Annotated in this window: 23 protein-coding genes; 16 read left to right on the top strand and 7 right to left on the bottom strand. The window is 71.0% G+C overall.

Annotated features, from left to right (window positions below; genetic code table 11):
* Positions 1-34: 34 nt before the first annotated feature.
* The 4 genes from C3V38_RS15410 to C3V38_RS15395 all read left to right on the top strand — a co-directional run bounded on the left by C3V38_RS15410 (position 35) and on the right by C3V38_RS15395 (position 4,487).
* The gene (locus tag C3V38_RS15410) at positions 35-985 is read left to right on the top strand and encodes an electron transfer flavoprotein subunit alpha/FixB family protein (protein WP_106386239.1); all 951 of its coding nucleotides are present in this window, start codon (positions 35-37) and stop codon (positions 983-985) included.
* Between the two features lie 93 nt (positions 986-1,078).
* Positions 1,079-2,275: a cysteine desulfurase family protein gene (locus C3V38_RS15405; protein ID WP_106386238.1), complete on the top strand. Its 1,197-nt coding sequence runs from the start codon at positions 1,079-1,081 to the stop codon at positions 2,273-2,275.
* Positions 2,272-3,402, top strand: a complete 1,131-nt coding sequence (gene mnmA / locus C3V38_RS15400) for a tRNA 2-thiouridine(34) synthase MnmA (protein WP_106386237.1) — start codon at positions 2,272-2,274, stop codon at positions 3,400-3,402. Before C3V38_RS15405 ends, mnmA begins: the two co-directional genes overlap by 4 nt.
* Entirely contained in the window at positions 3,399-4,487 is a 1,089-nt protein-coding gene (locus C3V38_RS15395) for a cobalamin-independent methionine synthase (protein ID WP_254426017.1), read from the top strand. Before mnmA ends, C3V38_RS15395 begins: the two co-directional genes overlap by 4 nt.
* 10 nt (positions 4,488-4,497) lie before the next feature.
* On the opposite strand, the gene C3V38_RS15390 is transcribed toward C3V38_RS15395, so the two are convergent.
* Entirely contained in the window at positions 4,498-5,193 is a 696-nt protein-coding gene (locus C3V38_RS15390) for an exonuclease domain-containing protein (RefSeq protein ID WP_106386236.1), read from the bottom strand.
* 69 nt (positions 5,194-5,262) lie between these two features.
* Between C3V38_RS15390 and ligA the strand changes: the two genes are divergently transcribed.
* Complete coding sequence (ligA, locus tag C3V38_RS15385) at positions 5,263-7,443, top strand: NAD-dependent DNA ligase LigA (protein ID WP_106386235.1); 2,181 nt, start codon at positions 5,263-5,265, stop codon at positions 7,441-7,443.
* 9 nt (positions 7,444-7,452) lie between these two features.
* On the opposite strand, the gene C3V38_RS15380 is transcribed toward ligA, so the two are convergent.
* Positions 7,453-8,106 (bottom strand): amino acid-binding protein, encoded by a 654-nt coding sequence (locus C3V38_RS15380; protein ID WP_106386528.1) that lies wholly within the window; start codon positions 8,104-8,106, stop codon positions 7,453-7,455.
* A 77-nt stretch (positions 8,107-8,183) separates the two neighbouring features.
* Here C3V38_RS15380 and gatC point away from each other — a divergent pair, with 77 nt between their 5' ends.
* The 5 genes from gatC to gatB all read left to right on the top strand — a co-directional run bounded on the left by gatC (position 8,184) and on the right by gatB (position 13,933).
* Complete coding sequence (gatC, locus tag C3V38_RS15375; protein WP_106386234.1) at positions 8,184-8,483, top strand: Asp-tRNA(Asn)/Glu-tRNA(Gln) amidotransferase subunit GatC; 300 nt, start codon at positions 8,184-8,186, stop codon at positions 8,481-8,483.
* Positions 8,480-9,934 carry an Asp-tRNA(Asn)/Glu-tRNA(Gln) amidotransferase subunit GatA gene (gene gatA / locus C3V38_RS15370; RefSeq protein ID WP_106386233.1) on the top strand — a complete coding sequence of 485 codons (1,455 nt, stop codon included), beginning with the start codon at positions 8,480-8,482 and terminating at the stop codon, positions 9,932-9,934. The genes gatC and gatA overlap by 4 nt, the downstream gene beginning before the upstream one ends.
* On the top strand, positions 9,931-11,331 hold the full coding sequence (locus tag C3V38_RS15365; RefSeq protein ID WP_106386232.1) for a DHA2 family efflux MFS transporter permease subunit: 1,401 nt from the start codon (positions 9,931-9,933) through the stop codon (positions 11,329-11,331). Before gatA ends, C3V38_RS15365 begins: the two co-directional genes overlap by 4 nt.
* 75 nt (positions 11,332-11,406) lie before the next feature.
* The gene (locus C3V38_RS15360) at positions 11,407-12,441 is read left to right on the top strand and encodes an ATP-dependent 6-phosphofructokinase (RefSeq protein WP_106386231.1); all 1,035 of its coding nucleotides are present in this window, start codon (positions 11,407-11,409) and stop codon (positions 12,439-12,441) included.
* A 10-nt stretch (positions 12,442-12,451) separates the two neighbouring features.
* Positions 12,452-13,933, top strand: a complete 1,482-nt coding sequence (gene gatB, locus C3V38_RS15355) for an Asp-tRNA(Asn)/Glu-tRNA(Gln) amidotransferase subunit GatB (protein WP_106386527.1) — start codon at positions 12,452-12,454, stop codon at positions 13,931-13,933.
* On the opposite strand, the gene C3V38_RS15350 is transcribed toward gatB, so the two are convergent.
* From C3V38_RS15350 to C3V38_RS15340, 3 genes are all read right to left on the bottom strand, one after another.
* Positions 13,930-14,860, bottom strand: a protein-coding gene (locus C3V38_RS15350; protein WP_371412128.1) for an IS5 family transposase whose coding sequence is annotated in 2 segments (ribosomal slippage) — positions 13,930-14,466 and positions 14,468-14,860 — 930 coding nt in all. Because the reading frame shifts where the segments join, the coding sequence is not laid out codon by codon here. The genes gatB and C3V38_RS15350 overlap by 4 nt on opposite strands.
* A gap of 107 nt (positions 14,861-14,967) precedes the next feature.
* A complete protein-coding gene (locus C3V38_RS15345) occupies positions 14,968-16,488 on the bottom strand; it encodes an HNH endonuclease signature motif containing protein (RefSeq protein WP_106386526.1) in 1,521 nt (506 codons plus the stop codon).
* Between the two features lie 93 nt (positions 16,489-16,581).
* On the bottom strand, positions 16,582-17,607 hold the full coding sequence (locus C3V38_RS15340) for a PQQ-dependent sugar dehydrogenase (RefSeq protein WP_165001126.1): 1,026 nt from the start codon (positions 17,605-17,607) through the stop codon (positions 16,582-16,584).
* Positions 17,608-17,673: 66 nt separating this feature from the next.
* Between C3V38_RS15340 and C3V38_RS15335 the strand changes: the two genes are divergently transcribed.
* Positions 17,674-18,504: a DoxX family protein gene (locus C3V38_RS15335; protein WP_106386230.1), complete on the top strand. Its 831-nt coding sequence runs from the start codon at positions 17,674-17,676 to the stop codon at positions 18,502-18,504.
* Between the two features lie 85 nt (positions 18,505-18,589).
* Here the strand turns inward: C3V38_RS15335 and ilvD are convergent, their stop codons facing one another.
* Positions 18,590-20,428 (bottom strand): dihydroxy-acid dehydratase, encoded by a 1,839-nt coding sequence (ilvD, locus tag C3V38_RS15330; RefSeq protein ID WP_106386229.1) that lies wholly within the window; start codon positions 20,426-20,428, stop codon positions 18,590-18,592.
* 71 nt (positions 20,429-20,499) lie between these two features.
* On the opposite strand from ilvD, the gene C3V38_RS15325 reads away from it, so the two are divergent.
* Positions 20,500-20,775, top strand: a complete 276-nt coding sequence (locus C3V38_RS15325; protein ID WP_129591202.1) for a hypothetical protein — start codon at positions 20,500-20,502, stop codon at positions 20,773-20,775.
* Here C3V38_RS15325 and C3V38_RS15320 read toward each other — a convergent pair.
* Positions 20,745-21,179 (bottom strand): PH domain-containing protein, encoded by a 435-nt coding sequence (locus tag C3V38_RS15320; protein WP_129591201.1) that lies wholly within the window; start codon positions 21,177-21,179, stop codon positions 20,745-20,747. The two genes, C3V38_RS15325 and C3V38_RS15320, sit on opposite strands and share 31 nt — an antisense overlap.
* Before the next feature lie 280 nt (positions 21,180-21,459).
* Here C3V38_RS15320 and C3V38_RS15315 point away from each other — a divergent pair, with 280 nt between their 5' ends.
* The 4 genes from C3V38_RS15315 to C3V38_RS15300 all read left to right on the top strand — a co-directional run bounded on the left by C3V38_RS15315 (position 21,460) and on the right by C3V38_RS15300 (position 26,620).
* On the top strand, positions 21,460-23,355 hold the full coding sequence (locus C3V38_RS15315) for an acetolactate synthase large subunit (RefSeq protein WP_106386226.1): 1,896 nt from the start codon (positions 21,460-21,462) through the stop codon (positions 23,353-23,355).
* Positions 23,352-23,858: an acetolactate synthase small subunit gene (gene ilvN, locus C3V38_RS15310; protein WP_007627160.1), complete on the top strand. Its 507-nt coding sequence runs from the start codon at positions 23,352-23,354 to the stop codon at positions 23,856-23,858. Before C3V38_RS15315 ends, ilvN begins: the two co-directional genes overlap by 4 nt.
* A 54-nt stretch (positions 23,859-23,912) precedes the next feature.
* Positions 23,913-24,926 carry a ketol-acid reductoisomerase gene (gene ilvC / locus C3V38_RS15305; protein WP_106386225.1) on the top strand — a complete coding sequence of 338 codons (1,014 nt, stop codon included), beginning with the start codon at positions 23,913-23,915 and terminating at the stop codon, positions 24,924-24,926.
* A 77-nt stretch (positions 24,927-25,003) separates the two neighbouring features.
* Positions 25,004-26,620, top strand: coding sequence for a hypothetical protein (locus C3V38_RS15300; RefSeq protein WP_106386224.1), 1,617 nt, complete (start codon positions 25,004-25,006; stop codon positions 26,618-26,620).
* Positions 26,621-26,632 lie beyond the last annotated feature (12 nt).

The following is a 26,632-nucleotide window of genomic DNA, read 5'->3' as shown; positions in this document are numbered from 1 at the left end:
GACTCATCACAGTCTTTTTCAAGGAGAACCCACCATGGCTGAAGTCCTCGTCGCGGTCGAGCACGTCGACGGCGAACTCAAGAAGGTCACCAACGAGCTGCTGACCGCCGCCCGCGCGCTCGGCGAGCCGTCCGCCGTCGTGTTCGGCGAGACCGGCACCGCCGCCGCGCTCACCGATGCCCTCAAGGAGGCCGGCGCGGAGAAGATCTACGTCGCCGAGGGCGACGCGGTGCAGAACTACCTCGTCACCCCCAAGGTCGACGTCCTGGCCGGCCTCGCCGAGCAGGGCGCCGCCGCGATCGTCCTGGCCGCCACGTTCGAGGGCAAGGAGGTCGCGGGTCGTCTCGCGGCCCGCACCGGCTCGGGCGTCCTCACCGACGTCATCGAGATCCGCGAGGACGGCTCCGCAGTCCACTCGATCTTCGGTGGCGCCTACACGGTCGAGGCCACCGTCTCCGGCGACACCCCGATCTACACGGTCCGTCCGGGCTCCGTCGAGGCGTCCCCGGCCGCGGGCGCGGGCGAGGTCGTCGAGGTCCAGGTCCCCGAGCCCGAGAACGCGGCCAGGGTCATCTCTCGCAACCCGATCGTCGGTGGCGACCGCCCCGAGCTCACCGAGGCGACCGTCGTCGTCTCCGGTGGCCGCGGTGTCGGCTCGGCGGAGAAGTTCGAGGAGGTCGTCGAGCCGCTCGCCGACTCCCTCAAGGGTGCGGTCGGCGCCTCCCGTGCCGCCGTCGACTCGGGCTACTACCCGGGCCAGTTCCAGGTCGGCCAGACCGGCAAGACCGTGTCGCCGCAGCTGTACATCGCCCTGGGGATCTCCGGCGCCATCCAGCACCGCGCCGGAATGCAGACCTCCAAGACGATCGTCGCGGTGAACAAGGACGAGGAGGCCCCGATCTTCGAGATCGCGGACTACGGCATCGTCGGCGACCTGTTCACAGTCGCCCCGCAGCTCACCGAGGCCATCAACGCCCGCAAGTGAGCCCCGTACACCGTGTCTGACGGACGCGTCCCGGACCCCGGCACCCCTGCGGTGCCGGGGTCCGGCGCATCCGGGCGTATCCTTGCCTGCGATATGCCCACCTTGCGCCCCGTGCACTATCTGGACCACGCCGCGACCACCCCGATGCGTCCGGCGGCCGTCGCCGCCTACGCCGAGGCGGCCTCGGTGGTCGGCAACGCCTCCTCCCTCCACGGTTCCGGTCGCCGAGCGCGGCGACGCGTCGAGGAGGCCCGCGAGTCGCTCGCCCACCACCTCGGGTGTCGACCCTCGGAGGTGGTGTTCACCTCCGGCGGCACCGAGTCCGACAATCTCGCGATCCTCGGCCAGGCGGCCGCGCACGACGGCGACCTCGTCGCCGTCGGCGCCACCGAGCACCACTCCGTGCTCGACGCCGCCGCCCATTTGGCGACCGGGCGCGGGGGGGACAAGGAGGTCCGGCTCCTGCCCGTCGACGAGCGCGGCGCCGTCGACCCGGACACCGTTCGCGAGCTCGCCGAGGAGGCCGGCCACCGCCTCGCCCTGGTCGCGACGATGCTCGCCAACAACGAGATCGGCACCCTCGGCGACGTCGCGGCGGTGGCCGGCCACGCCCGCGCGGTCGGCGCCGCGGTCCACACCGACGCCGTCCAGGCCGTGGGGCACGTGCCGGTGGACTTCGCCGCCCTCGGCGTCACCTCGCTGAGCCTGTCCGCCCACAAGTTCGGAGGCCCGCTCGGTGTGGGCGCGCTGATCCTCGACCGCGGCGCCGAGTGCCTGCCGATCGGCTTCGGCGGCGGGCAGGAGCGCGACCTGCGCTCCGGGTCGGTGGACGTACCCGGCGTCGTCGCCATGGCCGTGGCGCTCGAGGAGGCCGTCCGCGAGATGGAGGCCGAGACTCGGCGGTTGACCGCGCTGCGGGACCGTCTCGTCGACGGCGTGCTCGCGGCGGTCCCGGGTGCGATCGCCAACGGGGGCGGCGAGCGCCTCCCGGGGATCGCCAACATCACCTTCCCCGGATGCTCCGGGGAGTCGCTCATCCTCCTGCTGGACGCCGCCGGCATCGAGTGCTCGACCGGCTCCGCGTGCACCGCCGGGGTCGCCGAGCCCAGTCACGTCCTCCTCGCGCTCGGTGCCGACGACGCCTCGGCCCGGAGTAGCCTGCGGCTCAGCCTGGGGTACACGACCACCGAGGACGACATCGACGCCGCGATAGCCGCCCTGGGCCCCGCCGCCGACCGCGCCCGCGTCGCGGGTCTCGGCATGGCCCGCGCCGGGATGAGCGCATCATGAGAGTGCTCGCCGCGATGAGCGGGGGAGTGGACTCCGCCGTGGCCGCCGCCCGTGCCGTGGCCGCCGGCCACGAGGTCGTGGGCGTGCACCTGGCCCTCAGCACCGATCCGGCGACCCTGCGGACCGGATCCCGGGGCTGCTGCTCGCGCGAGGACGCCGGAGACGCCCGCCGCGTCGCGGACCTGCTGGGGATCCCCTTCTACGTCTGGGACTTCGCCGAGCGGTTCCGGGCCGACGTCATCGACGACTTCGTCGAGTCCTACGCCCGCGGGGAGACGCCCAACCCGTGCCTGCGCTGCAACGAGCGCATCAAGTTCGAGGCGCTGCTCGAGCGCGGCATGGCGCTCGGGTTCGACGCCGTCGCGACCGGGCACTACGCGCGGCTGTCGACCGAGGAGCTCCCCGACGGTTCCCGCCGGCCCGTCCTGCGGCGGGCGGTCGACGCGGCCAAGGACCAGTCCTACGTCCTCGGCGTGCTCACCCCCGAGCAGCTCGCTCACTCGATGTTCCCGCTGGGGGACTCGCTCAAGTCGCAGGTCCGCGCCGAGGCGGAGGCGGCGGGTCTGCCGGTGGCCTCCAAGCCGGACAGTCACGACATCTGCTTCATCCCGTCCGGCGACACGCGTGCGTTCCTCGGGGCCCGGATCGGGGTGCGTCCCGGCGCGGTCGTCGACGCCGACACCGGTGACGAGCTCGGCCGCCACGACGGGATCCACGGGTTCACCATCGGCCAGCGCAAGGGGCTCGGTGTGCAGGGGCCCGCGGCCGACGGCCGCCCCCGGTACGTCACCGCGATCGACGCCGACAGCGGCACGGTGACCGTCGGCGGCGCCGATCACCTGCTGTCGGTCGCCATGACGGCCACCTCGCCGTACTGGCTGGTCGACGACGAGATCCGCGAGACCGACTGCCACGTGCAGATCCGCGCGCACGGCGAGGCCGCCCCGGCGCACGTCCGGCGCGTAGGGGGCGGGGCGAACGCCACGCTCGAGATCACCCTGGACGAGCCGGTCCGCGGGGTCGCGCCCGGGCAGGCCGCGGTCCTGTACCGCTCCGAGCCCGATGGCGACCGCGTCCTGGGCAGCGGCACCATCTCCGCCTCCCGCCCGGCGACGGAGACGGTGTGACGCCGGAGGTGGGCCCCGCTCCGTCCAGCACCGGTCCCGGCCCGATGCCCGGCACCGATCCTCGCGAGGCTGCCCGCGTCGTGATGGGGGAGTGTCATGCCCTGCCGTTCCTGCCGGAGCTGCCGGACCGTGGTCCGGGCGCGGACGCGATCGGCCGCACCCTCGCGATGCTCGCGGATCTGCCCACGGACGTCACCCCGCGCGGGTGGCGGCTCGCCGATTCGCCGGGCCGCCTCGCCCGGCGGGCGGCAGACCATCTCGACCGTGACGGCGACGCCCTCGAGGAGGCCGACGAGCTGGCGAGGGACCCCGAGGAGGTGCCCGAGCCCGATCGTCGTCGGCTCCAGCTACGGATCGTGGGCCCGTGGTCGCTCGCGGCGCAGGTGGAACTGCCCGGCGGGATGCCGGTCCTGTCCGACCGCGGTGCCCGACGCGACCTGGCGGCCTCCCTCGGCGAGGGCGCGGGAGGCTTCGCCGCGCGGCTCGCGAGCCGACTGCGTGCGGGCGCCCGGGTCCTGCTCGACGAGCCACTGCTCTGGAGGGTGGTCGCCGGGACCGTGCAGTCGCCCAGCCGGCTCGACCCGATCGCGGCCGTCCCCGCGGACCAGCTCGCCCTGTCGCTGTGCCGCTTCGGGGACGCCCTCCGCCACGCAGGCGCAGCCGAGGTCATGGTCCGCGTCCCGGCGACATCGGATCCGGGCGCTCCTCCGGTCTGGTCCGTGATCACCGAGCCGCCCCGGGGCGAGACGCCTCTCGACGGCGCGTGCGTGCCCGCCTCACCACTGTTCTCCGCGCGGTCACACGCCGCCCTCGACGCCGCCGGCACCCTGCTGGGGGACGGCCGTACCCTCCAGTTGGAGGGCCTGCCCGGTGCCGGCGGGCCGCCGCTGACCTCCGCCGAGGCCGAACGGCCCGCGGCGGAGGTGTTGGCGCTTCTCGACCGACTCGGGGCGCCGCCCCATTCGGGCCTTCCCTCGATCGTCCTCACGCCGACGGCAGACGAGACCGTCTCCGCCCCAGGGGCCGCCGCGGCGCTCCGCGGAGCCAGACTCGTCGCGGAGACCGCGTCCCGCATGGCCGAGTGACCGGCCGGGGTTATACCGCCGCCATCGGCCACTGGGTGTTGACGTCGGACGCGTCCTTCCCGCAGCGCTCGAGGTAGGCGGCGAAGTCCCGCTGGCGGGCCTCGTGCCACCGGGCCTGCTGGGCGTTGGACTCGCGCCAGTCACAGCCGGACAACTCCTGCTGCGTCCCCAGCATCTTCCACGCCAGGCGTGCGGCCGCGAGAGCGTCCGCGACCGCCTCGTGCGCGGCGTCGAGGCGGACCCCGTGCTGACCGCACAGTGCCTCCAACGTGCGCTTGCCCTTGCGGAAGGGGTCGACGGCCCGGTCGACGACATAGGGATCGATCACCGGGCCGGCCACCTCGAAGGTCGGGTGCCACCGGCGCAGGATCGTCAGGTCGTAGCACGCGTTGAACACCACGAGCGTGCGCCCATCGCGCCATCCCTGCCTAATGACCTCCACGGTCTCCGCGATGACCTCTGCGTGAGGCCGACCGTGTTCCCTCGCGTGGGCGGTGGTGATGCCGTGCACCGCGGTCGCCCCCTCGGGGATTTCGATACCGGGATCGGCCAGCCAGTTCCGTTCCCTCTTGCGTGGCCCGTCGATCTCGATCAGGGCCGAGGTCACGACGTGGGCCGTGCGCGGGTCGGGGCCGGTCGTCTCGAGGTCGAAGGCCAGCAGGCGGTTCCGGTCGATGGTGGCGGGGAGCGTGATGTCGTTGTTCATGGGCTCACCGTAGGCCAGCGCTCCGACACCGCGGAGGCGTCGCGGCCGCGTGCACCATAACCTGTCTGTGTGAGCCAACCCGAGGAGAACACCGAGCCCGCCGGCACCGGGGACGTCCCGCCGGAGATCCGGCAGGAGTGGACCGAGCTCGCGGAGACCGTCCGCGACCATCAGTTCCGCTACTACGTCAAGGACGCGCCGATCGTCTCCGACGCCGAGTTCGACCGTCTGTACGGAGAACTGCAGGCGCTCGAGGAGAAGTACCCGGCACTGCGTACCGCCGACTCGCCCACGCAGTTGGTCGGCGGCGGGTTCTCCACGGACTTCGCCCCGGTCGAGCACCTGGAGCGGATGACCAGTCTCGACAACGTCTTCTCCGAGGAGGAGCTGCGCGACTGGGTCGCCTCCGCGGTCGAGCAGGCGGGCGTGCCCGAGGACCGGCTGCCGTTCCTGTGCGAGGTGAAGATCGACGGTGTGGCCCTGAATCTGGTCTACCGCGACGGCAAGCTGGTCAGTGCGGCCACCCGTGGCGACGGGCGTACCGGCGAGGACGTCACCCTCAACGCCCGCACGATCGAGGACATCCCGGTGACCCTCACCCCGACCGAGGACAGGCCGGTGCCCTCGCTGCTGGAGGTCCGCGGGGAGGTCTTCTTCCGCCTCGACGACTTCGCCGAGCTCAACGCCCGGCTCGTCGCAGAGGGCAAGGCACCGTTCGCCAACCCCCGCAACAGCGCCGCCGGGTCGCTGCGGCAGAAGAACCCCGCAATCACCGCACAACGTCGACTCGGCATGTACTGCCACGGGCTCGGGGCGGTGGAGGGTGCGACGTTCGAGAGTCTCCACGACGTCTACCTCGCGCTCGCGGACTGGGGCCTTCCGGTCTCCCCGCACACCGCGCCCGCCACCGGCGTCGAGGAGGTGGTAGAGCGGATGCGGTACTGGGGAGAGCACCGCAGCGACCCCGAACACGAGATCGACGGTCTCGTGGTGAAGATCGACGACCGCGCCGTCCAGCGTCGCCTCGGCCAGACCTCCCGGGCCCCGCGGTGGGCGATCGCCTACAAGTACCCGCCCGAGGAGGTCATGACCGAGCTGCTCGACATCCGGGTCTCCGTCGGCCGGACCGGGCGCGTGACCCCGTTCGCCTACATGGAGCCGGTTCTCGTCGCGGGGTCGACGGTCTCGCTCGCGACGCTGCACAACCAGACCGAGGTCATCCGCAAGGGTGTGCTCATCGGCGACACCGTGGTGATCCGCAAGGCGGGCGACGTGATCCCCGAGGTCCTCGGTCCCGTGGTCGAGCGACGCGACGGGACCGAGCGCGAGTTCGTCTTCCCCGAGCGCTGCCCGGAGTGCGACACCGTCCTGGCCCCCGCCCGCGAGGGCGACGCCGACTGGCGCTGCCCCAATCAGCGGTCGTGTCCCGCCCAGTTGCGCGAGCGGCTGTTCTACCTCGCCTCCCGTAACGCGCTGGACATCGAGGCACTCGGATACGAGGGCGCGTCCGACCTCCTCGCCAGTGGGGTGCTCGAGAACGAGGCCGGGCTCTTCGATCTCACCGAGGCCGATCTCCTCCGCACGCACCTCTATACCCGTATCGACAAGGCCACCCGGAAGCAGATCGAGGAGGGGGCCGAGCCCGAGCGCACCGTGCTCACCGAGAACGGACGCAAGCTGCTGGCCAACCTCGCCACCGCGAAGGACCGGCCGCTGTGGCGGGTCCTGGTCGCCCTGTCGATCCGTCATGTCGGTCCCACGGCCGCGCGGGCCCTCGCCACCAGGTTCGGGACGATGGAGGCGATCCGCGCCGCGTCCGAGGAGGAGCTGGCCGAGACCGACGGCGTGGGCCAGACGATCGCCGCGTCGGTGGTCGAGTGGTTCGGCGTCGACTGGCATCGCGAGATCGTCGACCGGTGGGCGGCGGCCGGCGTCTCGATGGCCGACGAGCGGGACGAGTCGATCCCGCGCACGCTCGAGGGGCTGACGATCGTCGCCACGGGCTCCCTCGAGGGCTTCACCCGCGACGGCATCAAGGAGGCCATCATCGCCCGCGGCGGCAAGGCCTCGGGTTCGGTGTCCAAGAAGACCGACTACGTGGTTGTGGGCGACAACCCGGGCTCGAAGGCGGCGAAGGCCGAGGAGCTGGGTCTTACCATCCTCGACGAGGCGGGCTTCGTCGAGCTCATGGAGAGCGGGCCCGCCCCGGCCGGGACCGCGGAACCGGACGTGGCAGACTTCGACCGGTGACGGCGCGCCTCAGCCGGCGTGCAGCGAGCGCAGAATCCCCGTGAGGTAACCGAGACGGGCGATCTCCGACGGCCGGAACGAGGGGCCGCCGGGCCGACCGACCACCAGGACGTGCCCGGCGTTCAGGGGCGCGGCCGCCAACGCGGTGTCCATCGCCGTCCATTCGGCCGGGACCTCGTCGTCGTCAGACAGAGCGGTGACGCGAGCCAGTCCGCACACGACGGGGACCTCGCCCCCGTCCCACATCGGCGCGGACTCCCCGCGCGCCACCAGTCGACACGTCGCGTCGCCGGTCACCTCCAGCACGAGGGCCCAGCCGACGCGCAGCGCGGCGGGGAGCTCGTCGGCGAGCATCTGCGCGGCCCCGCTGCCCGCCCCGGCGACCGCGTCGATCAGCTCGAGCTCGCGATGGGCGTCGAGGATCCCGCCGAACGGACGCAGGGAGTCCACGACCACGCCGTCGAGCCGCTCGGCCGCCGTGATGAGTGTGTCCGGGAAGGTGCCGTGGGGGACGTCCACGACGATGTCGTCGACCGCGACGCCGTCGAAACGGTCCACGACGTCGAGGCTGACGATGTCCGCGTCAACGGTTCCCAGGGCCACCGCGAGGGAGCCGAGGCTGCCCGGTCGGTCGGGCAACATGACGCGGAGAAGATAAGACATGACGCCCATTGTGCCGCACCCCCGCGGCCTGACTAGGCTGGGCCGGTACCGACCACGCCACGGAAAGGGGCAGGCACGTGACCTCGATCTCACGCGGGGACGTCGCGCATCTGGCCAGGCTCTCCCGCCTGGAACTGAGCGACTCCGAGCTGGATTCGTTCGCACAGCAGCTCACCGACATCCTCGACCACGTGCAGGCCGTCTCCGAGGTCGCTGCGGACGACGTCCCGGCGATGAGCCACCCCACCGCGATCAGCAACGTGTACCGGGACGACGTGGTCACCCCGGGACTGACCCCCGAGCAGGCCCTCGACCAGGCCCCCGCCGCCCACGAGCAACGCTTCGAGGTCCCGCAGATCCTGGGAGAGGACGCATGACCGAGCTCACCACCGCCACCGCCGCCGAGCTGGCGGGCCGGATCGCCGCGCGAGAGGTGTCCTCGGAGGAGGTCACCCGCTCGCATCTGGACCGGATCGACGAGGTCGACGGCGAGATCAACGCCTTCCTGCACGTAGGTGCCGACGAGGCCCTCGCGGCGGCCCGGGACGTCGACTCCCGCCTGGCCGCCGGTGAGGTGCTCGGGCCGCTGGCCGGCGTGCCCATCGCCCTCAAGGACGTCTTCACCACCACCGACGCGCCCACGACGTGCGGCTCCCGCATGCTCGAGGGGTACCGCTCGCCGTACGACGCCACCGTGACGGGCCGGCTGCGGGAGGCGGGTATCCCGATTCTCGGTAAAACCAACATGGACGAGTTCGCCATGGGGTCGTCCACCGAGAACTCCGCATACGGGCCCACCCGCAACCCCTGGGACCCCAGCCGTACACCGGGCGGCTCGGGCGGCGGTTCGGCCGCGGCGCTCGCGTCCCACCAGGCCCCGCTCGCCATCGGCACCGACACCGGTGGATCGATCCGACAGCCCGCCGCGCTCACCGCGACGGTCGGCGTGAAGCCCACGTACGGGACCGTCTCTCGATACGGTCTCGTCGCCTGCGCCTCCTCGCTCGACCAGGGTGGGCCGTGTGGCCGCACCGTCGAGGACACCGCGCTGCTGCACCAGGTCATCGCAGGGCACGACCCGCGCGACTCGACAAGCCTCGATGTGGCGGTCCCGGACGTCGTCGCCGCCGCCCGTGAGGGCGCGAAGGGTGACCTGACGGGCCTGCGGGTCGGCGTGGTCACGGAGTTCTCCGGCGAGGGCTACCAGCCCGGCGTCGAGGAGTCGTTCCGCGCCGCCGTGGAGACCCTGAGCGAGCTGGGTGCCGAGATCGTCGAGGTCTCGTGCCCCAATTTCCGGTACGCGCTGCCCGCCTACTACCTCATCCTCCCGTCCGAGGTCTCCAGCAACCTGGCACGGTTCGACGCCATGCGCTACGGACTGCGGACCGGTGACGGGTCGGCCGACCAGGTCATGGCCGCCAGTCGCGAGGCCGGCTTCGGGCCCGAGGTCAAGCGTCGCATCATGCTGGGCACCTACGCCCTGTCGGCCGGCTACTACGACGCCTTCTACGGCCAGGCGCAGAAGGTACGCACGCTCATCGCGCGCGACTTCGACGCCGCCTACGAGAAGGTGGACGTCCTCGTCTCGCCCACCACGCCGACGACCGCGTTCCCGCTGGGCGACAAGGTCGAGGACCCGGTCGCGATGTACCAGTTCGACCTGTGCACGCTGCCGCTCAACCTCGCAGGGCACTGTGGCATGTCCGTGCCCTCCGGCCTGGTCGACGGGCTGCCCGCCGGCCTGCAGATCATGGCGCCGGCGCTCGCCGACGACCGCCTCTACCGGGTGGGCGCGGCGTACGAGGCCGCGAGAGGCGCGATCGGGTGACCACGGTCCCCGAGCGGGACGCCTGGAAGGCCCTCGCGGCCCTGGTCATCGGGTTCTTCATGATCCTGGTGGACCAGACGATCGTCGCCGTGGCCACCGACGCGTTCGTCACCCAGCTCGGTGCCAGCACCAACCAGGTGATCTGGGTGACGAGCGCCTACCTGCTGGCGTACGTGGTCCCGCTGCTGTTCACGGGGCGGCTCGGGGACCAGATCGGGCCGCGCACGGTCGCGATCGCCGGACTGGTCGTCTTCACCGGCGCCTCGCTGTGGTGCGGCCTGGCCCCGAACGTCGAGATGCTCATCGTTGCCCGCGTGTTCCAGGGTGTCGGGGCCGCGCTCCTGACGCCGCAGTCGTTGAGCGTGATCACGCGCGTCTTCGCGCCCGAGCGTCGGGGCGCGGCCATGGGAACGTGGGGCGCGGTGGCGGGTATCGCGTCGGTGGTCGGTCCCGTGTTCGGCGGCGTGCTGATCGACGCCTTCGACTGGCGGTGGATCTTCTTCGTCAACATCCCGTTCGGCGTGCTCGCCGTGGTGTTGGTGTGGCTGTGGGTACCGGTGCTGGAGACTCGAACGCGCTCCTATGACGTGCCCGGGATCGTGCTGTCGGCGATCGGCATGTTCCTGCTCGTGTTCGGCATCCAGCAGGGCGAGTCACACGGCTGGGGCGGTACGACCGCGGCGCTGATCGTGGCCGGGGTCGTGGCGCTCGCGCTGTTCGTGTGGTGGCAGTCGCGCGTGCGTACCGAACCACTGGTGCCTCTACGGTTGTTCCGCGATCGCAACTTCTCGATCGGCACCTTCGGCGTGTCGACGATCGGCTTCGTCACCGCGGGCACCATGGTGCCGCTCATGTTCTACCTTCAGGGCGTCAAGGAGCTGACCCCGACACGGGCCGGGCTCATGCTGCTGCCGATGGCACTGGTCGCCGGTGTCCTCGCGCCGGTCGTGGGTCGGTGGGCCGACCGCCTCGACCCGCGGATCTTCACGGGCGTCGGCTACTTCTCCTTCGCGATCTCCCTGTTCTGGCTGGCGCTGGTGATGGACTCGCAGACGCCGGTGCTCGTCCTTCTCGGCCCCATCGCCCTCATGGGGGTGGCAAACGGGTGTGTGTGGGCGCCGACGTCCTCCACCGCGATGCGCCGCCTCGAGCTGGCCTCCGCGGGCGCCGGGTCCGGCGTGTACAACACCACTCGCCAGGTCGGCGCCGTGCTGGGGTCCGCCGCGATCGGCGCGCTCATGCAGGCCCGCCAGGTCGCGCACGGGGACATCGGTCAGGCGGTCGCGGATTCGATGTTCCTCCCCGCGGTGGTCGTCCTGCTCGGCGGCCTGGCCACGATGGCGTTCAAAACGGGCGATCGGTCGCACGCGGAGCCGTCGACGAGCCCGGCGAGGTGACCCGCCGGGCGAGGTGACCCGCGCGGCGGGAGGCCGCGCGCCCCTAGACTGCGGGGGAACCGAGAGGAGCTCGACGTGCGTATAGGTGTCCTCACCGCCGGCGGCGACTGCCCGGGCCTCAACGCGGTGATCCGCGCCCTGGTCCGCACCGCCAACTCCGAGTACGACTCGCCGGTCCTGGGCTTCCAGGACGGGTGGTCCGGCCTGGTGGAGGACCGTGCGGTCCCACTGTTCGACGACGAGGGCATCGACCGCATCCTGCTCCGCGGTGGCACGATCCTCGGGACCGGCCGACTCAACCCGGACGTCCTGATGGCCAGCCTCCCGGAGATCCGTCGGACGCTCGAGCGGCACGCCCTGGACGCCCTGGTGGCGATCGGCGGCGACGGGACGCTGAAGGCCGCCCGGTGGCTCACCGAGAACGGCATCCCGGTGGTGGGCGTGCCCAAGACCATCGACAACGACGTCGGCGGCACCGACTACACCTTCGGCTTCGATACGGCCGTGTCGATCGCCTCGGACGCCATCGACCGTCTGCACACGACCGCGGAGTCCCACGAGCGGGTGATGCTGGTGGAGGTGATGGGCCGTCACGCCGGCTGGATCGCCCTGCACGCCGGGCTCGCCTCGGGGGCGCACATGATCGTGATCCCCGAGGTCCCGTTCGACATCGACTACGTGTGCAAGGTGATGAAGCGTCGCTTCCAGATGGGCGAGGCCTACGGCATCTGCGTGGTCGCCGAGGGCGCGACACCCGTCGAGGGCTCCGGGATGACCCTGCGCGAGGGTGGCACCGACCAGTTCGGGCACGAGGTCTTCACCGGTGTCGCGGAGCAGATGGCGACGGCGATCCGTGAGCGCATGAACCGCGACGTCCGCACGACTGTGCTGGGCCATATCCAGCGGGGCGGCACGCCGACCGCGTACGACCGCAACCTTGCCACCCGGTTCGGGGTGCACGCAGCGCATGCCGTTCACCGCCGGGATTTCGGTCAGATCGTGGCGTTGCGCGGGGAGTCAATCGCGATGGTGCCGGTCGAGGAGGCCGTGTCGGTGCTCAAGACCGTTCCGGAGGACCGCTACCGCGAGGCCGCCTGCCTCTTCGGCTAGATTGTTCCGCATGGAGTTCACCGAGGTCGTGTCACGTTTCGATCCCGTCATGGGTATGGAGGTGCACGTCGAGCTGCACACCAACACCAAGATGTTCTGCGGGTGTCCGACCGCGTTCGGGGCCGAGCCCAACACGCAGGTGTGTCCGGTGTGCATCGGCCTGCCGGGCGCGTTGCCGGTCGCCAACAGGCAGGCGGTGGAGTGGGCCATCAAGATCGGACTGGCGCTGAACTGCTCGATAGCGCCGTACAGCCGGTTCGCGCGGAAGAACTACTTCTACCCGGATCAGCCGAAGAACTACCAGATCTCCCAGTACGACGAGCCGATCGCGCATGACGGCTACCTCGACGTCCAGCTCGAGGACGGCTCCACCTGGCGCGTGGACATCGAGCGCGCCCACATGGAGGAAGACACCGGGAAGTCCACGCACGTGGGCTCTGCGACCGGCCGCATCCACGGCGCCACGCACTCGCTGCTGGACTTCAATCGCGCCGGCGTCCCGCTGATCGAGATCGTCTCCAAGCCGATCGTCGGGGCCGGGGAGCGGGCCCCCGAGATCGCCCGTGCCTACGTGTCGGCGCTGCGTGATCTCCTCAGGAGTCTCGACGTGTCCGACGTCCGGATGGATCAGGGGTCGATGCGCTGCGACGCGAACGTCTCCCTGATGCCCAGGGGCGCCACCGAGTTCGGTACCCGCACCGAGACCAAGAACGTCAACTCCCTGCGCAGCGTCGAGATCGCGGTGCGCCACGAGATGTGCCGCCAGGCGGACGTACTCGAGTCCGGCGGAGAGGTCGTCCTGGAGACCCGGCACTTCCACGAATCGGACGGAACGACGACCGCCGGTCGCCCGAAGGAGTCGGCCGAGGACTACCGCTATTTCCCCGAGCCGGACCTGGCACCCGTCGAGCCGACGGAGGAGCTCATCGAGTCGATCCGAGCGACGCTGCCGGAGCTGCCGTGGGTGCGTCGGGCGCGCGTGCAGGCGGACTGGGGCGTATCGGACGAGGAGATGCGCGATCTCGTCAACGCCGGCGCACTGGACCTCATCCTCGCCACCGTCGATGCCGGCGCGCCGCCCGCCGAGGCCCGGTCCTGGTGGGTGTCCTACCTGACGCAGCAGGCCAACAAGCGGGGCCTCGAGCTGGACGCCCTCGCCATCACTCCGGCGCAGTTGGCGCGGGTCATCGAGCTGGTCGCGGAGGGCAAGCTCACCAACAAGCTGGGCCGGCAGGTCGTCGACGCGGTCCTCGACGGAGAAGGCGAGCCCGATAACATCGTGGCGGACAGGGGCCTCGAGGTGGTCCGCGACGACTCCGCGCTCCAGAAGGCCGTCGACGATGCGCTCGCCGCTCAGCCGGATATCGCGGACAAGATCCGCTCCGGCAAGGTGCAGGCCGCCGGCGCGATCGTCGGCGCGGTCATGAAGTCCACCCGCGGACAAGCTGACCCGGCTCGCGTGAAAGAGCTGGTGATCGCCGCCTGCAGCTAGGGCGTGTCTCCCAATCGGCGTAGCCAGGTGAGAATTGCGCAGAGGGTGACGGCGGCGCGGTAGGTGATCGCGAGTTTGTCGTAGCGGGTGGCCAGCGCTCGCCCTTGCTTGGCCAGAGCGAAGGATCGCTCGACGACATTTCGGCCTCTGTAGAGGTCAGCGTCGAGTTTCGGGGGTCGGCCACCGCGGCTGCCGCGGCGTTCGCGAGCGGCGATGGTGTCGCTTTTCTCCGGGATGACAGCGGCGATACCGCGACTGCGGAGCTGGCGGCGGATCGTGCCGGACGAGTAGGCCTTGTCTGCGATCACCGCGTCGGGGCGGGTGCGGGGTCGGCCCTTGCAGTGGCGGGGGACGTGGATATCGGCCAGGACTTCGGCCAGCATCGCGCCGTCGTTTCGTTGCCCACCGGTGATCACGTTCGCCAGCGGTCGGCCGCGGCCATCGACAGCACTGTGAATCTTGGTGGTCAGCCCTCCTCGCGAGCGGCCGATGCCGTGACCTGCGGGTTCACAGTCCCGGAAGGGCCGGTTCTTGTGATTCGACCCTGCCCCCTGTGTCCTGCTCAGGGCGCGTCGTATTTGTGCTGTGCTGATGAGCGCGGCAGATGGTGGCGTCGACCGAGACGTTCCAGTCGATCTTTCCGGCCGCGTCGGCATCGGCCAGGATCACGTGCAGGATGCGATCCCAGGTCCCGTCCCGGGCGTAGCGGGCGTGACGCTTCCACACGGTCTGCCACGCACCGAACTCCTCGCGGGGTAGGTCCCGCCAGGGAATACCTGCTCGGTAGCGGTAGATGATCCCCTCGACGACTTTGCGATTGTCGCGAAACGGATGCCCCTGCCGCCCTTCATTGGAGGGCAGCAGGGGCTCTATCCGCTCCCACTGCTCGTCGGTGAACTGGCGAAATCGTGACTTCGTCTGTCCCATACGGCCACGGTCTCGCGGGTCACCGCTCAGCTATGGGAGACACGCCCTAGGCGGTACGACCGACTACGTCATCGGTCGTCCCTCGCCTCCGGACCTCGCCCCGCCGATCAGGCTGGACGGGGTCCGTCGCGTTCGACCCCGGGTGGGTTGGTGAGGTGACCGTCGTCGGCGATGAGGCGGTCGAGGTGGTGGTGCCAGCGGTGGTCGAGGATGCGGTCGCGGGCCTGGGCCAGGGGGCCGTGGGGTCGGGTGTGGTGTTCGTGTCCGGTCTCGGTGATGATGGTCAGTTCGCCGAGCGGGCCTGGCCGGTAGGCGCAGTGGCCGAAGGTTTTCTCCCGGTGGTGCTTGCGGCACAGGCACACCAGGTTCCACTCGGCGGTGGGCCCGCCCAGCTCGGGGCGCTGGTGGTCGAAGGCGATGACGTGGTCGATCTCGCAGTCGTGGGCATCGACGGTGCACCCCGGGTGGCGGCAGGTGCCGTCGCGCAGGCGGATCCGTTCGGCCAGGGCGGGGCTGATGCGGTACTTCAGCGCCGCCTCGGGGGTGTCCTCGGTGCCCGGTTGCGGGTCGAGTAGTTCGAACCGGACCTTGGCGTCGCCGCCGGAGAGCAGTTCCTCGCAGAGCCAGTCGAAGCTGGCGTAGGCGCCGGTGACGAACTCCACGCGGTTGGGCATGCCCCGGGTGATGCTGTTGATCACGGAGATGCGGATCGGTTGGTCGGTGCCCCACGAGGCCCCCAGCCGCGCACGACCCGCGCCAGCGCCAGCGTCGTCGGCGGCGGCGGCCGTGCCGACGTCGGCGTCGGCGTCGGCGGGGTGGTCGGGTAGGGGGTCGGCGATGTCGGTGGTGTTGGGATCGCCGAGGGCCACCAGGGCGTCGGCGCGCAGTTGGTTGCGGGTGCGGGGATGGCCGGACTCGGCGGCGGCGCGGGCGACGGCGTCGATGCGGCGGCGTAGTTTCTCGGCGTCGCCGGAGGGCAGGTGGGCCCACATGCTGGTCATGCCGTCGCGTTCGGGGCGGAACCGCACGGTGCGCTTGTCGGCGGCCGCGTCGACGGCATCGCCGGCGCCTTGGGGGTCGTGGCGTTCGCGGGAGGCGTCGACGGTGGTGTCCAGGGCGGTGCGGCTCGGTCGGTGACCGCCGGCCAGGTCGCGGGTCAGGCGGGCCACGACATCGGATTCGACACCGCCGATGATGTCGTCGGGAATGCCGGCCAGGCGGCAGGCGGCGTCGATGGCCAACTGCTCGGGCAGCAGCCCCCGCTCGACGGCCTCGCGCAGGCGGGGCAGGCGGGTGTGGATCTGCACGCCGGCGGTGACCAGGTGGCGGGCGTGCCAGCCGGTCAGGGCCATCGCCGCGGCGAGGTGGTGGCGGGCCCGGTCGGCCGGGTCCAGGCGGGCGTGCGCGGGACGGGTATCGGCACCGGGGCCGCCGTGGGTGGCCTCGTCCAGCGCTGTGAAGCTCTCGACCAGCAGGTGCGCGGCATGCAACCGGGTGGCCCCGGCCAGATTCTGCGCCAGCGTCACCGACCGCGCCACCTCGCTCAGCGCCGAGGCGTCCAACGACTCCAACGGCTCCTCCACCGCGCGCAGCGCGCCGAGACCGAACGCCCTCGTCGTCGTATCCACCCCGGTCACCCCCCCGCCCGCGCCGCACCCTCACTCGAACATGAGAACGAGCATACCGGGCGGTCCGAGATCGCACAAGCGTTCGAGTAGGACTCACATGCGGGCGTCCCGGCCACCACCGGAGTCGGGCAGGATGACCGCCCGGTCGTCAGTCGAGACAGGGGAGCCGCCGGCTTTGTTGGTGGTCCCGGCCAAGAGGATGCCCCCGCCGACCACGGTGAGGCCCGTGAGCCGCCCGTAGCGCCCCTCCGCGAGGGCCTCGGGCTGACCACGCGCGGCACCGCCGGCGGTCTGCAGGGTATCGACCCGCTCGGCGTCCGGTAGCGCGATCGCCAGCGTCCCCTCGCCGGCCGCGCACCCACCCGCCGAACGCTGGTCCGGCCACGTCCACACCATCCGACCCGGGGCGCGGAGTGCGGCACCACGGTCGGTCACCGTGGAGAGATACAGCTCGTCGTCGTGGACGCACAGCGCCTGGATGCCACCCAGATCGCGCGCGATCACCTCGGGCCGCTCGGCGCGACCGATCCCCGTGAACGACGGGAACCGCACGAGCTCCGAACCGACGCCGACGGTGAGGATGTCCGCGACGAACGCGAGGCCGCCGCTCTCAGCAGGGGCGAGCTCCGCCACCGTGCGGGGAGCGTCGCCGCGCGCCAGGCGCTCGACGCGTGTGGGTCCATCGCCGACGACGAGGAGATACACCAACCGGTCCTGGGCGAAATCCGGGGACGGCGCGACCGCGGCCACCCGACCGCCCCGCGGATCCACCCGCCCGAACTCCTCCGGAACCGCGTCCGGCGAGACGATCCGTACCGCACCCGTCGACTCCGCGACCAGCGCCCCGTCACCCAGACCGGCCACGGCGACGGCCGGACCCAGACACGTGGCGATCACAGCGGGATCAGGGTCCACGCACGGTCCGGTCTCAGGGGCCGGTTCGGGCTCGCCGGAGGGCGAGGTCGGCGGGGGAGTCGGAGCGCCGGGTGCACTCGGCGGCGGCGCGGCCCCCGCCCCCGGGCCCGGTGCCGGCGTGAACGGGGCCTCCAGGCGATCGTCGAACCTCGCGCAGCCCGACACCGCGACGGCGAGCGTCAGGACGAGCGCGAGCGATCTCATGCCGACCAGACTACGGCGCGCCGTGTCCTACGGGTCCCCGCGGCGGCCGCGGCCTACAGTCGAGGGGTGACTCCCTCAAAGCGCGGCGACGACGACGCCCGGACCGAGATCATCCACGACGTCGACTACCCGCTCGACGTGCCCGGCACCAAGGGCACGGGAGCGAGCGCGGCTACGGGCGCGAGCGGCGGGACGGGCGACACCGCCACCACCGCGTTCCCGGCCGCCGGGCGCACCGATTATTCGCAGTTCGCCGAGTCGGGCGGGTACGACATGTCCGCGCCACTGCCGTTCGGCGAGCAGCCGACAACCATCACGCCCGCCCGTCGCGACGAGATCGGTAGGCGCGGGACCATCGACCTCGGGTTGTTCGTCCTCCGCCTGGTAGTGGGCGTCCTGCTGGGTATGCGCGGCCTGCAGAAGCTCGCCGGGCTGTTCGGCGGGCCGGGGATCGACGGGTTCACGGAGACGCTCGCCGACTCCGGTTTCGACATGGCCCGCGCGCTGGCGATAGCCGGCGGAGCCGTCGAGCTCGTCGCCGGCGTCATGCTCGTCGTAGGGCTGGCCACGCCCATCGCCGCGGCCGGCCTCCTCGGGATAGTCGGGCTCGGCATCGCGGTCCGGTTGACCGGCGCGGACCCCATTCCCGTCCTCGGCGACACCTCGCGGGGACTCGAGCCGTCGATCCTCTACGCTGCGGCGCTGCTGACGCTGCTCTTCACCGGACCCGGGCGGTGGGCCGCCGACCGCAAGTGGGGATGGTCGCACCGCCCACGGTTCAGCGGGATCGTCTGGCTGGTGATCGTCGTCGTGCTCGCCGGGCTCGTGTGGTACCTCCTCAACGGCACCAACCCGTTGACATCGACCGCCGACAGCGCACCCATCACCGCGGGCTGACCTCACTGCGGGCCGACAGTGCCGCCGACTGGCTGGCCGGTCGCAGCGGGCCGACCGCTCGCCGGCGGTCGGCCCGCATCCGCGATCAGTCCGGCAGGATCCGGACGGCGCCCTTGTCCGCCGACGACGCCATCGAGGCGTACGCACGCAGGGCGGTCGAGACCTTCCGGTCCCGGTTCGCCGGCCGCCACGGTAGCGGTCCTTTCTCCTCCCGGCGGCGGGCCAACTCGTCGTCGTCCACCTCCACCGAGATGGAGCGCGTGGCCACGTCGATCGTCACGATGTCGCCGTCACGCACCAGTCCGATCGGGCCGCCCGAGGCGGCCTCGGGCGCGATGTGTCCGATCGACAGCCCCGAGGAACCGCCCGAGAACCGACCGTCGGTGATGAGGGCGCACTTCGTGCCGAGGCCCGCGCCCTTGATGAACGCAGTCGGGTGCAGCATCTCCTGCATCCCCGGGCCGCCGGCAGGCCCCTCGTACAGCACCACCAGGACCTCACCGGCCTGCAGCGTCTTGTTGAGGATCACCGACACCGCCTCCTCCTGGGATTCGACCACCCTGGCCGGCCCGGAGAAGTGGAAGTTCTCCTCTGACACGCCCGCGGTCTTGAACACGGACCCGTCGGGGGCGATGTTGCCTCGCAGCACGACGAGGCCGCCCTCCGCGGTCGCGGGGTGATCCACCGAGTGGATGCAGCCGCCCTCCGCGTCGGTGTCGAGCGACTCCCACCGGTTGTCCGTGGAGAAGGGCTCGATCGTCCGCACCCCGCCCGGGGCGGCGTGGAACAATTCGACCGCCTTCTCGGTGGCCGTGCCACTGCGGATGTCCCAGTCGGCGATGTACTGCTCGAGCGAGGTCGAGTGCACAGAGTGGACGTCGGTCTCCAACAGGCCGCCGCGGTACAGCTCGCCGAGGATCGCGGGGATGCCGCCGGCCCGGTGGACGTGCTCCATGTAGTAGTCCGAGTTCGGGGCGACCTTGGCCAGGCACGGCACCCGGCGGGAGACCTCTTCGATGTCGTGCAGGTCGAAGTCGACCTCGCCCTCCTGCGCGGCGGCGAGGATGTGCAGCACCGTGTTCGTGGAGCCACCCATCGCGACGTCCAGAGCCATCGCGTTGGTGAAGGCTGACTTGGTGGCCACCGCGCGCGGCAGCACCGAGTCGTCCTCGTCGCGGTAGTAGCGCGTGCACAGGTCAACGATGAGGCGACCCGCCTCGGCGAACAGTTCGCGACGCGCACTGTGCGTGGCCAGCGTGGAACCGTTACCCGGCAGGGACAGCCCGAGAGCCTCGGTGAGGCAGTTCATCGAGTTGGCGGTGAACATCCCCGAGCACGACCCACATGTCGGGCAGGCCGATCGCTCGATGGCGTCCAGATTCTCGTCGTCGACGGCGGAGTTCGCCGAGGCGGAGATCGCGGTGATGAGGTCGGAACCCGCCTTGACGACGCCGTCCACGACCACCGAGAAGCCCGACTCCATCGGACCGCCCGAGACGAACACCGTGGGGATGTTGAGCCGCATGGCCGCGTTGAGCATGCCCGGCGTGATCTTGTCGCAGTTGGAGATGCACACCAACGCGTCCGCCGTGTGGGCGTTGACCATGTACTCCACCGAGTCCGCGATGATCTCGCGACTGGGCAGCGAATACAGCATCCCGGCGTGCCCCATGGCGATGCCGTCGTCGACCGCGATGGTGTGGAACTCCCGCGCCACGCCGCCCGCCGCCGCGATCTGCTCCGCGGCGATCTCGCCCACGTTCTTCAGGTGGACGTGGCCGGGCACGAACTGCGTGTAGGAATTGGCGATCGCGATGATCGGCTTGCCGAAGTCCGAGTCCGTCATACCGGTCGCACGCCAGAGGGCCCGGGCCCCCGCGGCGTTGCGTCCGGCGGTACTGGTTCGTGACCTCAGGGGCGGCATGGGACCTCGATCCGGTTCGAAGGGGGCGGGCGGCCGGAGGGGCCGCACCCGCGGGGCGCCCCGGACGCGCCGTGACCTCCCCACGATACGCCCCGGTGGGCGCGAAGGGCGGCTCGGTGGGCGCGGGCGCCGCGCTCGCCTTCGAGGACCCGATCAGAGTGGACGTCTCGGCGTGGAACCCGCTGCCGGCGGGCGTCTCCAACGACCCGCCGCCGGTGTTCTACGCGCTCGTCGTCATGGTGGCCGCCGCGATCGGCAACGCCGGGGTGCTGTCAGCCTGGTGCTGGGCGACCGGGTGTCAGTCGGCCGGTGAATATCAGGGCTGCTCGGGTCCGGGCGCGGAATAGGGGTCGCGTATCCGGCCCCGGCTGGCGGCGGACAGGCGCGGGAGGTCGTGGAACGACACGCCGCCCATCGGTAGGGAGTCGTCCGAGGTCGTCACGAGCCGGGCGAAGCCCTTCTTCGGGAACATCACGCCCTTCACCTCGTCCCACGAGACCGAGCGCCGGGAGCGCCAGGTCGACAGGTGCACTCCGCGCTCGTCGAGCCGGGTGCGGGTCCTCGCCACCCACCATGCGAAGGCCACCGGGATCAGCACCAGCCAGCCCAGGGCCAGTGGGTAGGCCGCGACGGGCCAGAGGATGGCCACGACCAGGATGGCGATGACGATGTAGGACATGGGGTTGACGCGGAAAAGGGCTTGGTCGCGCGGGGTGGACTCCGGGACCGGGGTTCTGAATGGGGCGCTCATGATGTCCTCGATTCTCGCACGGTCCACTATGTGGGATCGCCGTTCCACGAGTTGACGCTATGGACGGCCGGGGCCTAGTCTGGGCCGCGTGAACACCTGGAACGGTCTCGTACTCGGCCGGCGCGTCGGCGCCTGAGCCGCAACCTGGCTTCCCCCCGACGCGCACCCTCGCCGGCCCTCTGGCCGTCGGGGGTTTTTTGTTGCCAGGTTCCACCGGTCCCACCGGACCGGGTGAGGCGACGAACGACAAGCTCCACGACCAGCATGAAGGACAGTTGAAGTGAGCGCACCAACGGCACAGCCCGGACCCCGTCCGGGCGCAGACCAGAAGGCCCGCCCGGCGGCCCCCGAGCGGATGACGGGCGCGCAAGCCGTCGTCCGGTCCCTCGAGGAGATCGGTACCGAGGTGGTCTTCGGCATCCCCGGCGGGGCGATCCTGCCGGTCTACGATCCGCTCTACGACTCGGCCAAGGTCCGGCACGTGCTCGTCCGGCACGAGCAGGGTGCGGGCCACGCCGCCACCGGCTACGCCCAGGCCACCGGTCGGGTCGGCGTCTGCATGGCGACCTCGGGCCCAGGTGCCACCAACCTGGTGACGCCACTCGCGGACGCGCAGATGGACTCGGTTCCGATCGTGGCTATCACCGGCCAGGTGGGGACCGCCCTCATCGGCACAGACGGTTTCCAGGAGGCCGACATCTCCGGCATCACGATGCCGATCACCAAGCACAACTTCCTGGTCTCTCACGGTGACGACATCCCGCGGATGATCGCCGAGGCGTTCCACATCGCCCAGACGGGCCGTCCGGGTGCCGTGCTGGTGGACATCCCCAAGGATGTCCTGCAGGGCGAGATGACGTTCTCGTGGCCGCCGGAGATGAAGCTCCCCGGCTATCGGCCCGTCACCAAGCCGCACGGCAAGCAGATCCGCGAGGCCGCCCGGATGATCGCGCGGTCGAAGCGACCGGTGCTGTACGTCGGCGGCGGCGTCATCAAGGCGGACGCCTCCGCCGAGCTCATGGCGCTGGCCGAGCTGACGGGCATCCCCGTCGTCACCACGCTCATGGCCCGCGGCGCGTTCCCGGACTCGCACCGGCTGCACTATGGGATGCCCGGCATGCACGGCACGGTCGCCGCCGTCGCCGCGCTGCAGCGGTCCGACCTGTTGGTGACGCTCGGTGCGCGCTTCGACGACCGGGTCACCGGGCGCCTCGACACGTTCGCACCGGACGCGAAGGTCATCCACGCCGACATCGACCCGGCCGAGATCGGCAAGAACCGCGCCGTCGACGTGCCGATCGTCGGGGACATCAAGGAGGTCCTCGTCGAGCTCGTCGAGACGCTCCGCGGTGAGCGGGACTCCGGTGCGCTGGACGCGCCGTCGACGTGGGTCGGCGAGCTGGACGAGATCCGTGACGAGTACCCGCTGGGCTACGCGCCGCAGTCGGACGGGTCCCTGTCGCCGGAGTACGTCATCGAGCGCCTCAGTGCCGCCGCCGGACCCGACGCCGTGTACTGCGCGGGCGTCGGTCAGCACCAGATGTGGGCGGCCCAGTTCGTCCAGTACGAGAAGCCGCGGACGTGGCTCAACTCGGGCGGTCTCGGCACGATGGGTTACGCGGTGCCCGCCGCGATGGGCGCCAAGTTCGGTCGTCAGGACGCCGAGGTGTGGGCCATCGACGGCGACGGCTGCTTCCAGATGACCAACCAGGAGCTGGCCACCTGTGCGATCGAGGGTGCGCCGATCAAGGTCGCGCTCATCAACAACGGCAACCTCGGCATGGTGCGGCAGTGGCAGACGCTGTTCTACGAGGAGCGCTATTCGCAGACCGATCTGTCGACGCACTCCATGCACATCCCGGACTTCGTCAAGCTCGGCGAGGCGCTGGGCTGCGTGGCGCTGCGCTGTGAGCGGGCCGAGGACGTGGACGACGTGATCGCCCAGGCGCGCGAGATCAACGACCGCCCGGTGCTCATCGACTTCATCGTGGGCAAGGACGCCCAGGTCTGGCCGATGGTCGCGGCGGGCACGTCCAACGACGAGATCATGGCGGCCCGGGACATCCGGCCGCTGTTCGACGACACCGACTCCGCGGCGGACGACGCAACGGAGATCCACGAGGTGACCGAGCGGATCGACGCCGCCGTCATCGCCGGGCAGGAGGAGGATCAGTGAGCGCTCGTTCCCACACCCTGAGCGTGCTGGTGGAGGACAAGCCCGGCGTGCTCGCGCGCGTCGCGTCGCTGTTCTCGCGGCGCGGGTTCAACATCGAGTCGCTGGCCGTCGGCCCGACCGAGACCGATGGGCTGTCCCGCATGACGATCGTGGTCAACGTCGAGGACTTCCCGCTCGAGCAGGTGACCAAGCAGCTCAACAAGCTGGTCAACGTCATCAAGATCGTCGAACAGGACCCGGCCGGTTCGGTGGCCCGAGAGCTCACGCTGGTCAAGGTCCGTGCCGACGCCACCAACCGCGGGCAGATCGTGGAGATCGCCAGCCTGTTCCGCGCGCACATCGTCGACGTCTCGCCTGAGTCGCTCACGCTCGAGGCGACGGGCACGCCGGACAAGCTCGACGCGCTGCTGCGGATGCTCGACGGCTACGGCATCCGCGAGATCGTCCAGTCCGGGATGGTCGCGCTCGGACGCGGTCCCAAGTCCATCACCACCACTCGATAGTCTCGACCTGTAACCCGGTTTCGACTTACCGTTAACAAACGAAGGGAATCCACCATGGCAGTGGAGATGTTCTACGACGATTCGGCGGACCTGTCGCTGATCCAGGGCCGCAAGGTCGCCGTCATCGGCTACGGCTCGCAGGGCCACGCGCACTCGCTGAGCCTGCGCGACTCCGGTGTGGAGGTCGTGATCGGCCTGCGCGAGGGCTCCAAGTCCCGCGAGAAGGCCGAGGAGGCCGGCCTGAAGGTCATGACCGCGTCCGAGGCTGCCAAGTGGGCCGACGTCGTCATGCTGCTCGCCCCCGACACCTCGCAGGCGCAGATCTACACCGACGACATCGAGCCCAACCTGAACGACGGCGACGCGCTGTTCTTCGGCCACGGACTCAACATCCACTTCGGCCTCATCAAGCCGGCCGAGAACATCACCATCGCGATGGTCGCCCCCAAGGGCCCCGGCCACCTGGTGCGTCGTCAGTTCGTCGACGGCAAGGGCGTCCCGGCGCTCATCGCCGTGCAGCAGGACCCGAAGGGCGAGGGTGAGGCGCTCGCCCTGTCCTACGCCAAAGCGATCGGCGGCACCCGCGCCGGCGTCATCAAGACCACCTTCAAGGACGAGACCGAGACCGACCTGTTCGGTGAGCAGGCCGTGCTGTGCGGCGGCACCGAGGAGCTCGTCAAGACGGGCTTCGAGGTCATGGTCGAGGCCGGGTACGAGCCCGAGCTGGCCTACTTCGAGGTGCTTCACGAGCTCAAGCTCATCGTGGATCTCATGTACGAGGGCGGCATCGCCCGCATGAACTACTCGGTGTCCGACACCGCGGAGTTCGGCGGCTACCTCTCCGGCCCGCGCGTGATCGACGCCGGCACCAAGGAGCGCATGAAGGAGATCCTCGCCGATATCCAGAACGGCGAGTTCACCAAGCGCCTCGTGGCCAACGTCGAGGGCGGCAACAAGGAGTTGGAGCAGCTGCGCAAGGAGAACGCGGAGCACCCGATCGAGGTCACCGGTCAGAAGCTGCGCGACCTCATGAGCTGGGTCGACCGTCCCATCACGGAGACTGCCTGAGTGTTGCGGGAGCGTTCCGTGTGAGGCCCCTGTAGGGTCCTCCGGGATCGATTTCCGACAGCTGTAGGAGGACCGCCGTGCGCCACTTCAACCGAGGAGTGGGTGCGGCGGTCCTCGCCGTTTCCCTGGTGGGATCGACCGCGGCGTGCACGTCCGACCCCGGTGGCGACGGCACGGGAACCCAGGTCGCCCAAGTGGAGGGCACGCGGGTCGCCGCCGAGTCCGACGGGTCCGGTGTGGAGACCGCGAGACTGCTGGTGGACTCCGCCCCGGTTGTCATCGTGGCCGCCCCGGACGCCGCCTCGCAGGCGCGCGCCGCCTCCGTCGCGGTCGGGTTGCACGCACCGATGCTCACCGCCGTCGAGGGCGGGGACGCGGCGTTGGCCGACGAGGTCTCGCGGCTCGGCGCCGAGCGGGTGCTGCGGGTCGGGCGGGTGGCCTTCACCCCGGACGACGGCGAGGTGGTCGACGCTCCGGGAGGTCGGGCGGAGCTCGAGGAGCTGACCGGGATCACGTTCGACTCCGAGGTCGAGGTCCCTCAGGGGCGGATCGACGACGTCACCGTCCATCAGGTGCCGGGGACGCCGGCGCTGATGGCGGCCGGCGAGTTCACCGCCGCTGACGGGGCGGGAGCGGGCACCGAGTCGTTCGACCGCGGCGAACCAGCATGGGACGGCGACGGCGCGCCCAGCGTGCTCGTGTACGACGAGACCCCGGTCGCGGCGATCGCCACGGCCGTCGCGGTCGGCGCGGCGGTGTCGCACCTGCGTGCCCCCGACCCGCGGGTCGACGGGGGGTCCGTGGAGGCGGTCCGGGACGCCGGGGCGGTCTACGCACTCGGGCCCGGGTGGGGCACCGAGGACGAGCTCGGGGACCGCGTGGAGAAGGCACGGACCGTTCCCGAGCTGCCGGGTGGGGGACAGCTGCTGTTCCCGGGACGGCGGTTCGTGGCAGCGTACGGTACGCCGATCACCCCTGCCCTGGGGATCCTCGGCGAGCAGGGGCCGGAGGAGAGCGTGGCGCGGGTGCAGCGGCTGGTCGAGGAGTACCAACCGCACTCCCCGGAGCCGGTCATCCCGGCGTTCGAGATCATCGCGACGGTCGCCTCGACGTCCCCCGGGCCCGACGGCAACTTCACCAACGAGTGGGACCCGCAGGAGTTCGTCCCGCTCATCGACGCCATCACCGAGGCCGGAGGGTACGCGGTGATCGACCTCCAGCCCGGAATGGCCGACCTCCTGGACCAGGCGAAGATCTTCGAGGAACTGCTCACCCGTCCCAACGTCGGGCTCGCCCTCGACCCCGAGTGGAAGCTCGATCCGGGGCAGCAGCCGGGTGCTCAGATCGGGTCCGTGGACGCCGAGGAGATCAACCGGGTCACCGACTGGCTGGCGGACCTCACGCGCGACAGCGGCGGGCCCCAGAAGCTGCTGATCCTCCACCAGTTCAGCCTCGCCATGATCACCGACCGCGACAGGATCGACACCTCGCGGCCCGAGGTGGCGATCGCCCTGCACGCGGACGGCCACGGCACGCCGCAGCTCAAGATGGAGACGTGGGACGTCCTGCGCGCGGGTCTGTCCCCGGACATCTGGATGGCGTGGAAGAACTTCTACGACGAGGACACGCCCACGTTCACGCCGGAACAGACCATGGCGGTCGAGCCCCGGCCGTGGTTCGTCTCCTACCAGTGACCGGGGCCCGGA

This window comes from Dietzia sp. oral taxon 368 (assembly GCF_002999155.1).
Lineage (GTDB): Bacteria > Actinomycetota > Actinomycetes > Mycobacteriales > Mycobacteriaceae > Dietzia > Dietzia cinnamea.
Note: the sequence above shows the minus strand (reverse complement) of the source record. Positions and strands in the feature narration are given on the sequence as shown.

Excerpts from the sequence above, each read along its gene's own strand:
- C3V38_RS15410 (WP_106386239.1), top strand. The coding sequence starts at position 35 with ATGGCTGAAGTCCTCGTCGCGGTCGAGCACGTCGACGGCGAACTCAAG.
- C3V38_RS15405 (WP_106386238.1), top strand. The coding sequence starts at position 1,079 with ATGCCCACCTTGCGCCCCGTGCACTATCTGGACCACGCCGCGACCACC.
- mnmA (WP_106386237.1), top strand. The coding sequence starts at position 2,272 with ATGAGAGTGCTCGCCGCGATGAGCGGGGGAGTGGACTCCGCCGTGGCC.
- C3V38_RS15390 (WP_106386236.1), bottom strand. The coding sequence starts at position 5,193 with ATGAACAACGACATCACGCTCCCCGCCACCATCGACCGGAACCGCCTG.
- C3V38_RS15380 (WP_106386528.1), bottom strand. The coding sequence starts at position 8,106 with ATGTCTTATCTTCTCCGCGTCATGTTGCCCGACCGACCGGGCAGCCTC.
- gatA (WP_106386233.1), top strand. The coding sequence starts at position 8,480 with ATGACCGAGCTCACCACCGCCACCGCCGCCGAGCTGGCGGGCCGGATC.
- gatB (WP_106386527.1), top strand. The coding sequence starts at position 12,452 with ATGGAGTTCACCGAGGTCGTGTCACGTTTCGATCCCGTCATGGGTATG.
- C3V38_RS15340 (WP_165001126.1), bottom strand. The coding sequence starts at position 17,607 with ATGAGATCGCTCGCGCTCGTCCTGACGCTCGCCGTCGCGGTGTCGGGC.
- ilvD (WP_106386229.1), bottom strand. The coding sequence starts at position 20,428 with ATGCCGCCCCTGAGGTCACGAACCAGTACCGCCGGACGCAACGCCGCG.
- C3V38_RS15320 (WP_129591201.1), bottom strand. The coding sequence starts at position 21,179 with ATGAGCGCCCCATTCAGAACCCCGGTCCCGGAGTCCACCCCGCGCGAC.
- ilvC (WP_106386225.1), top strand. The coding sequence starts at position 23,913 with ATGGCAGTGGAGATGTTCTACGACGATTCGGCGGACCTGTCGCTGATC.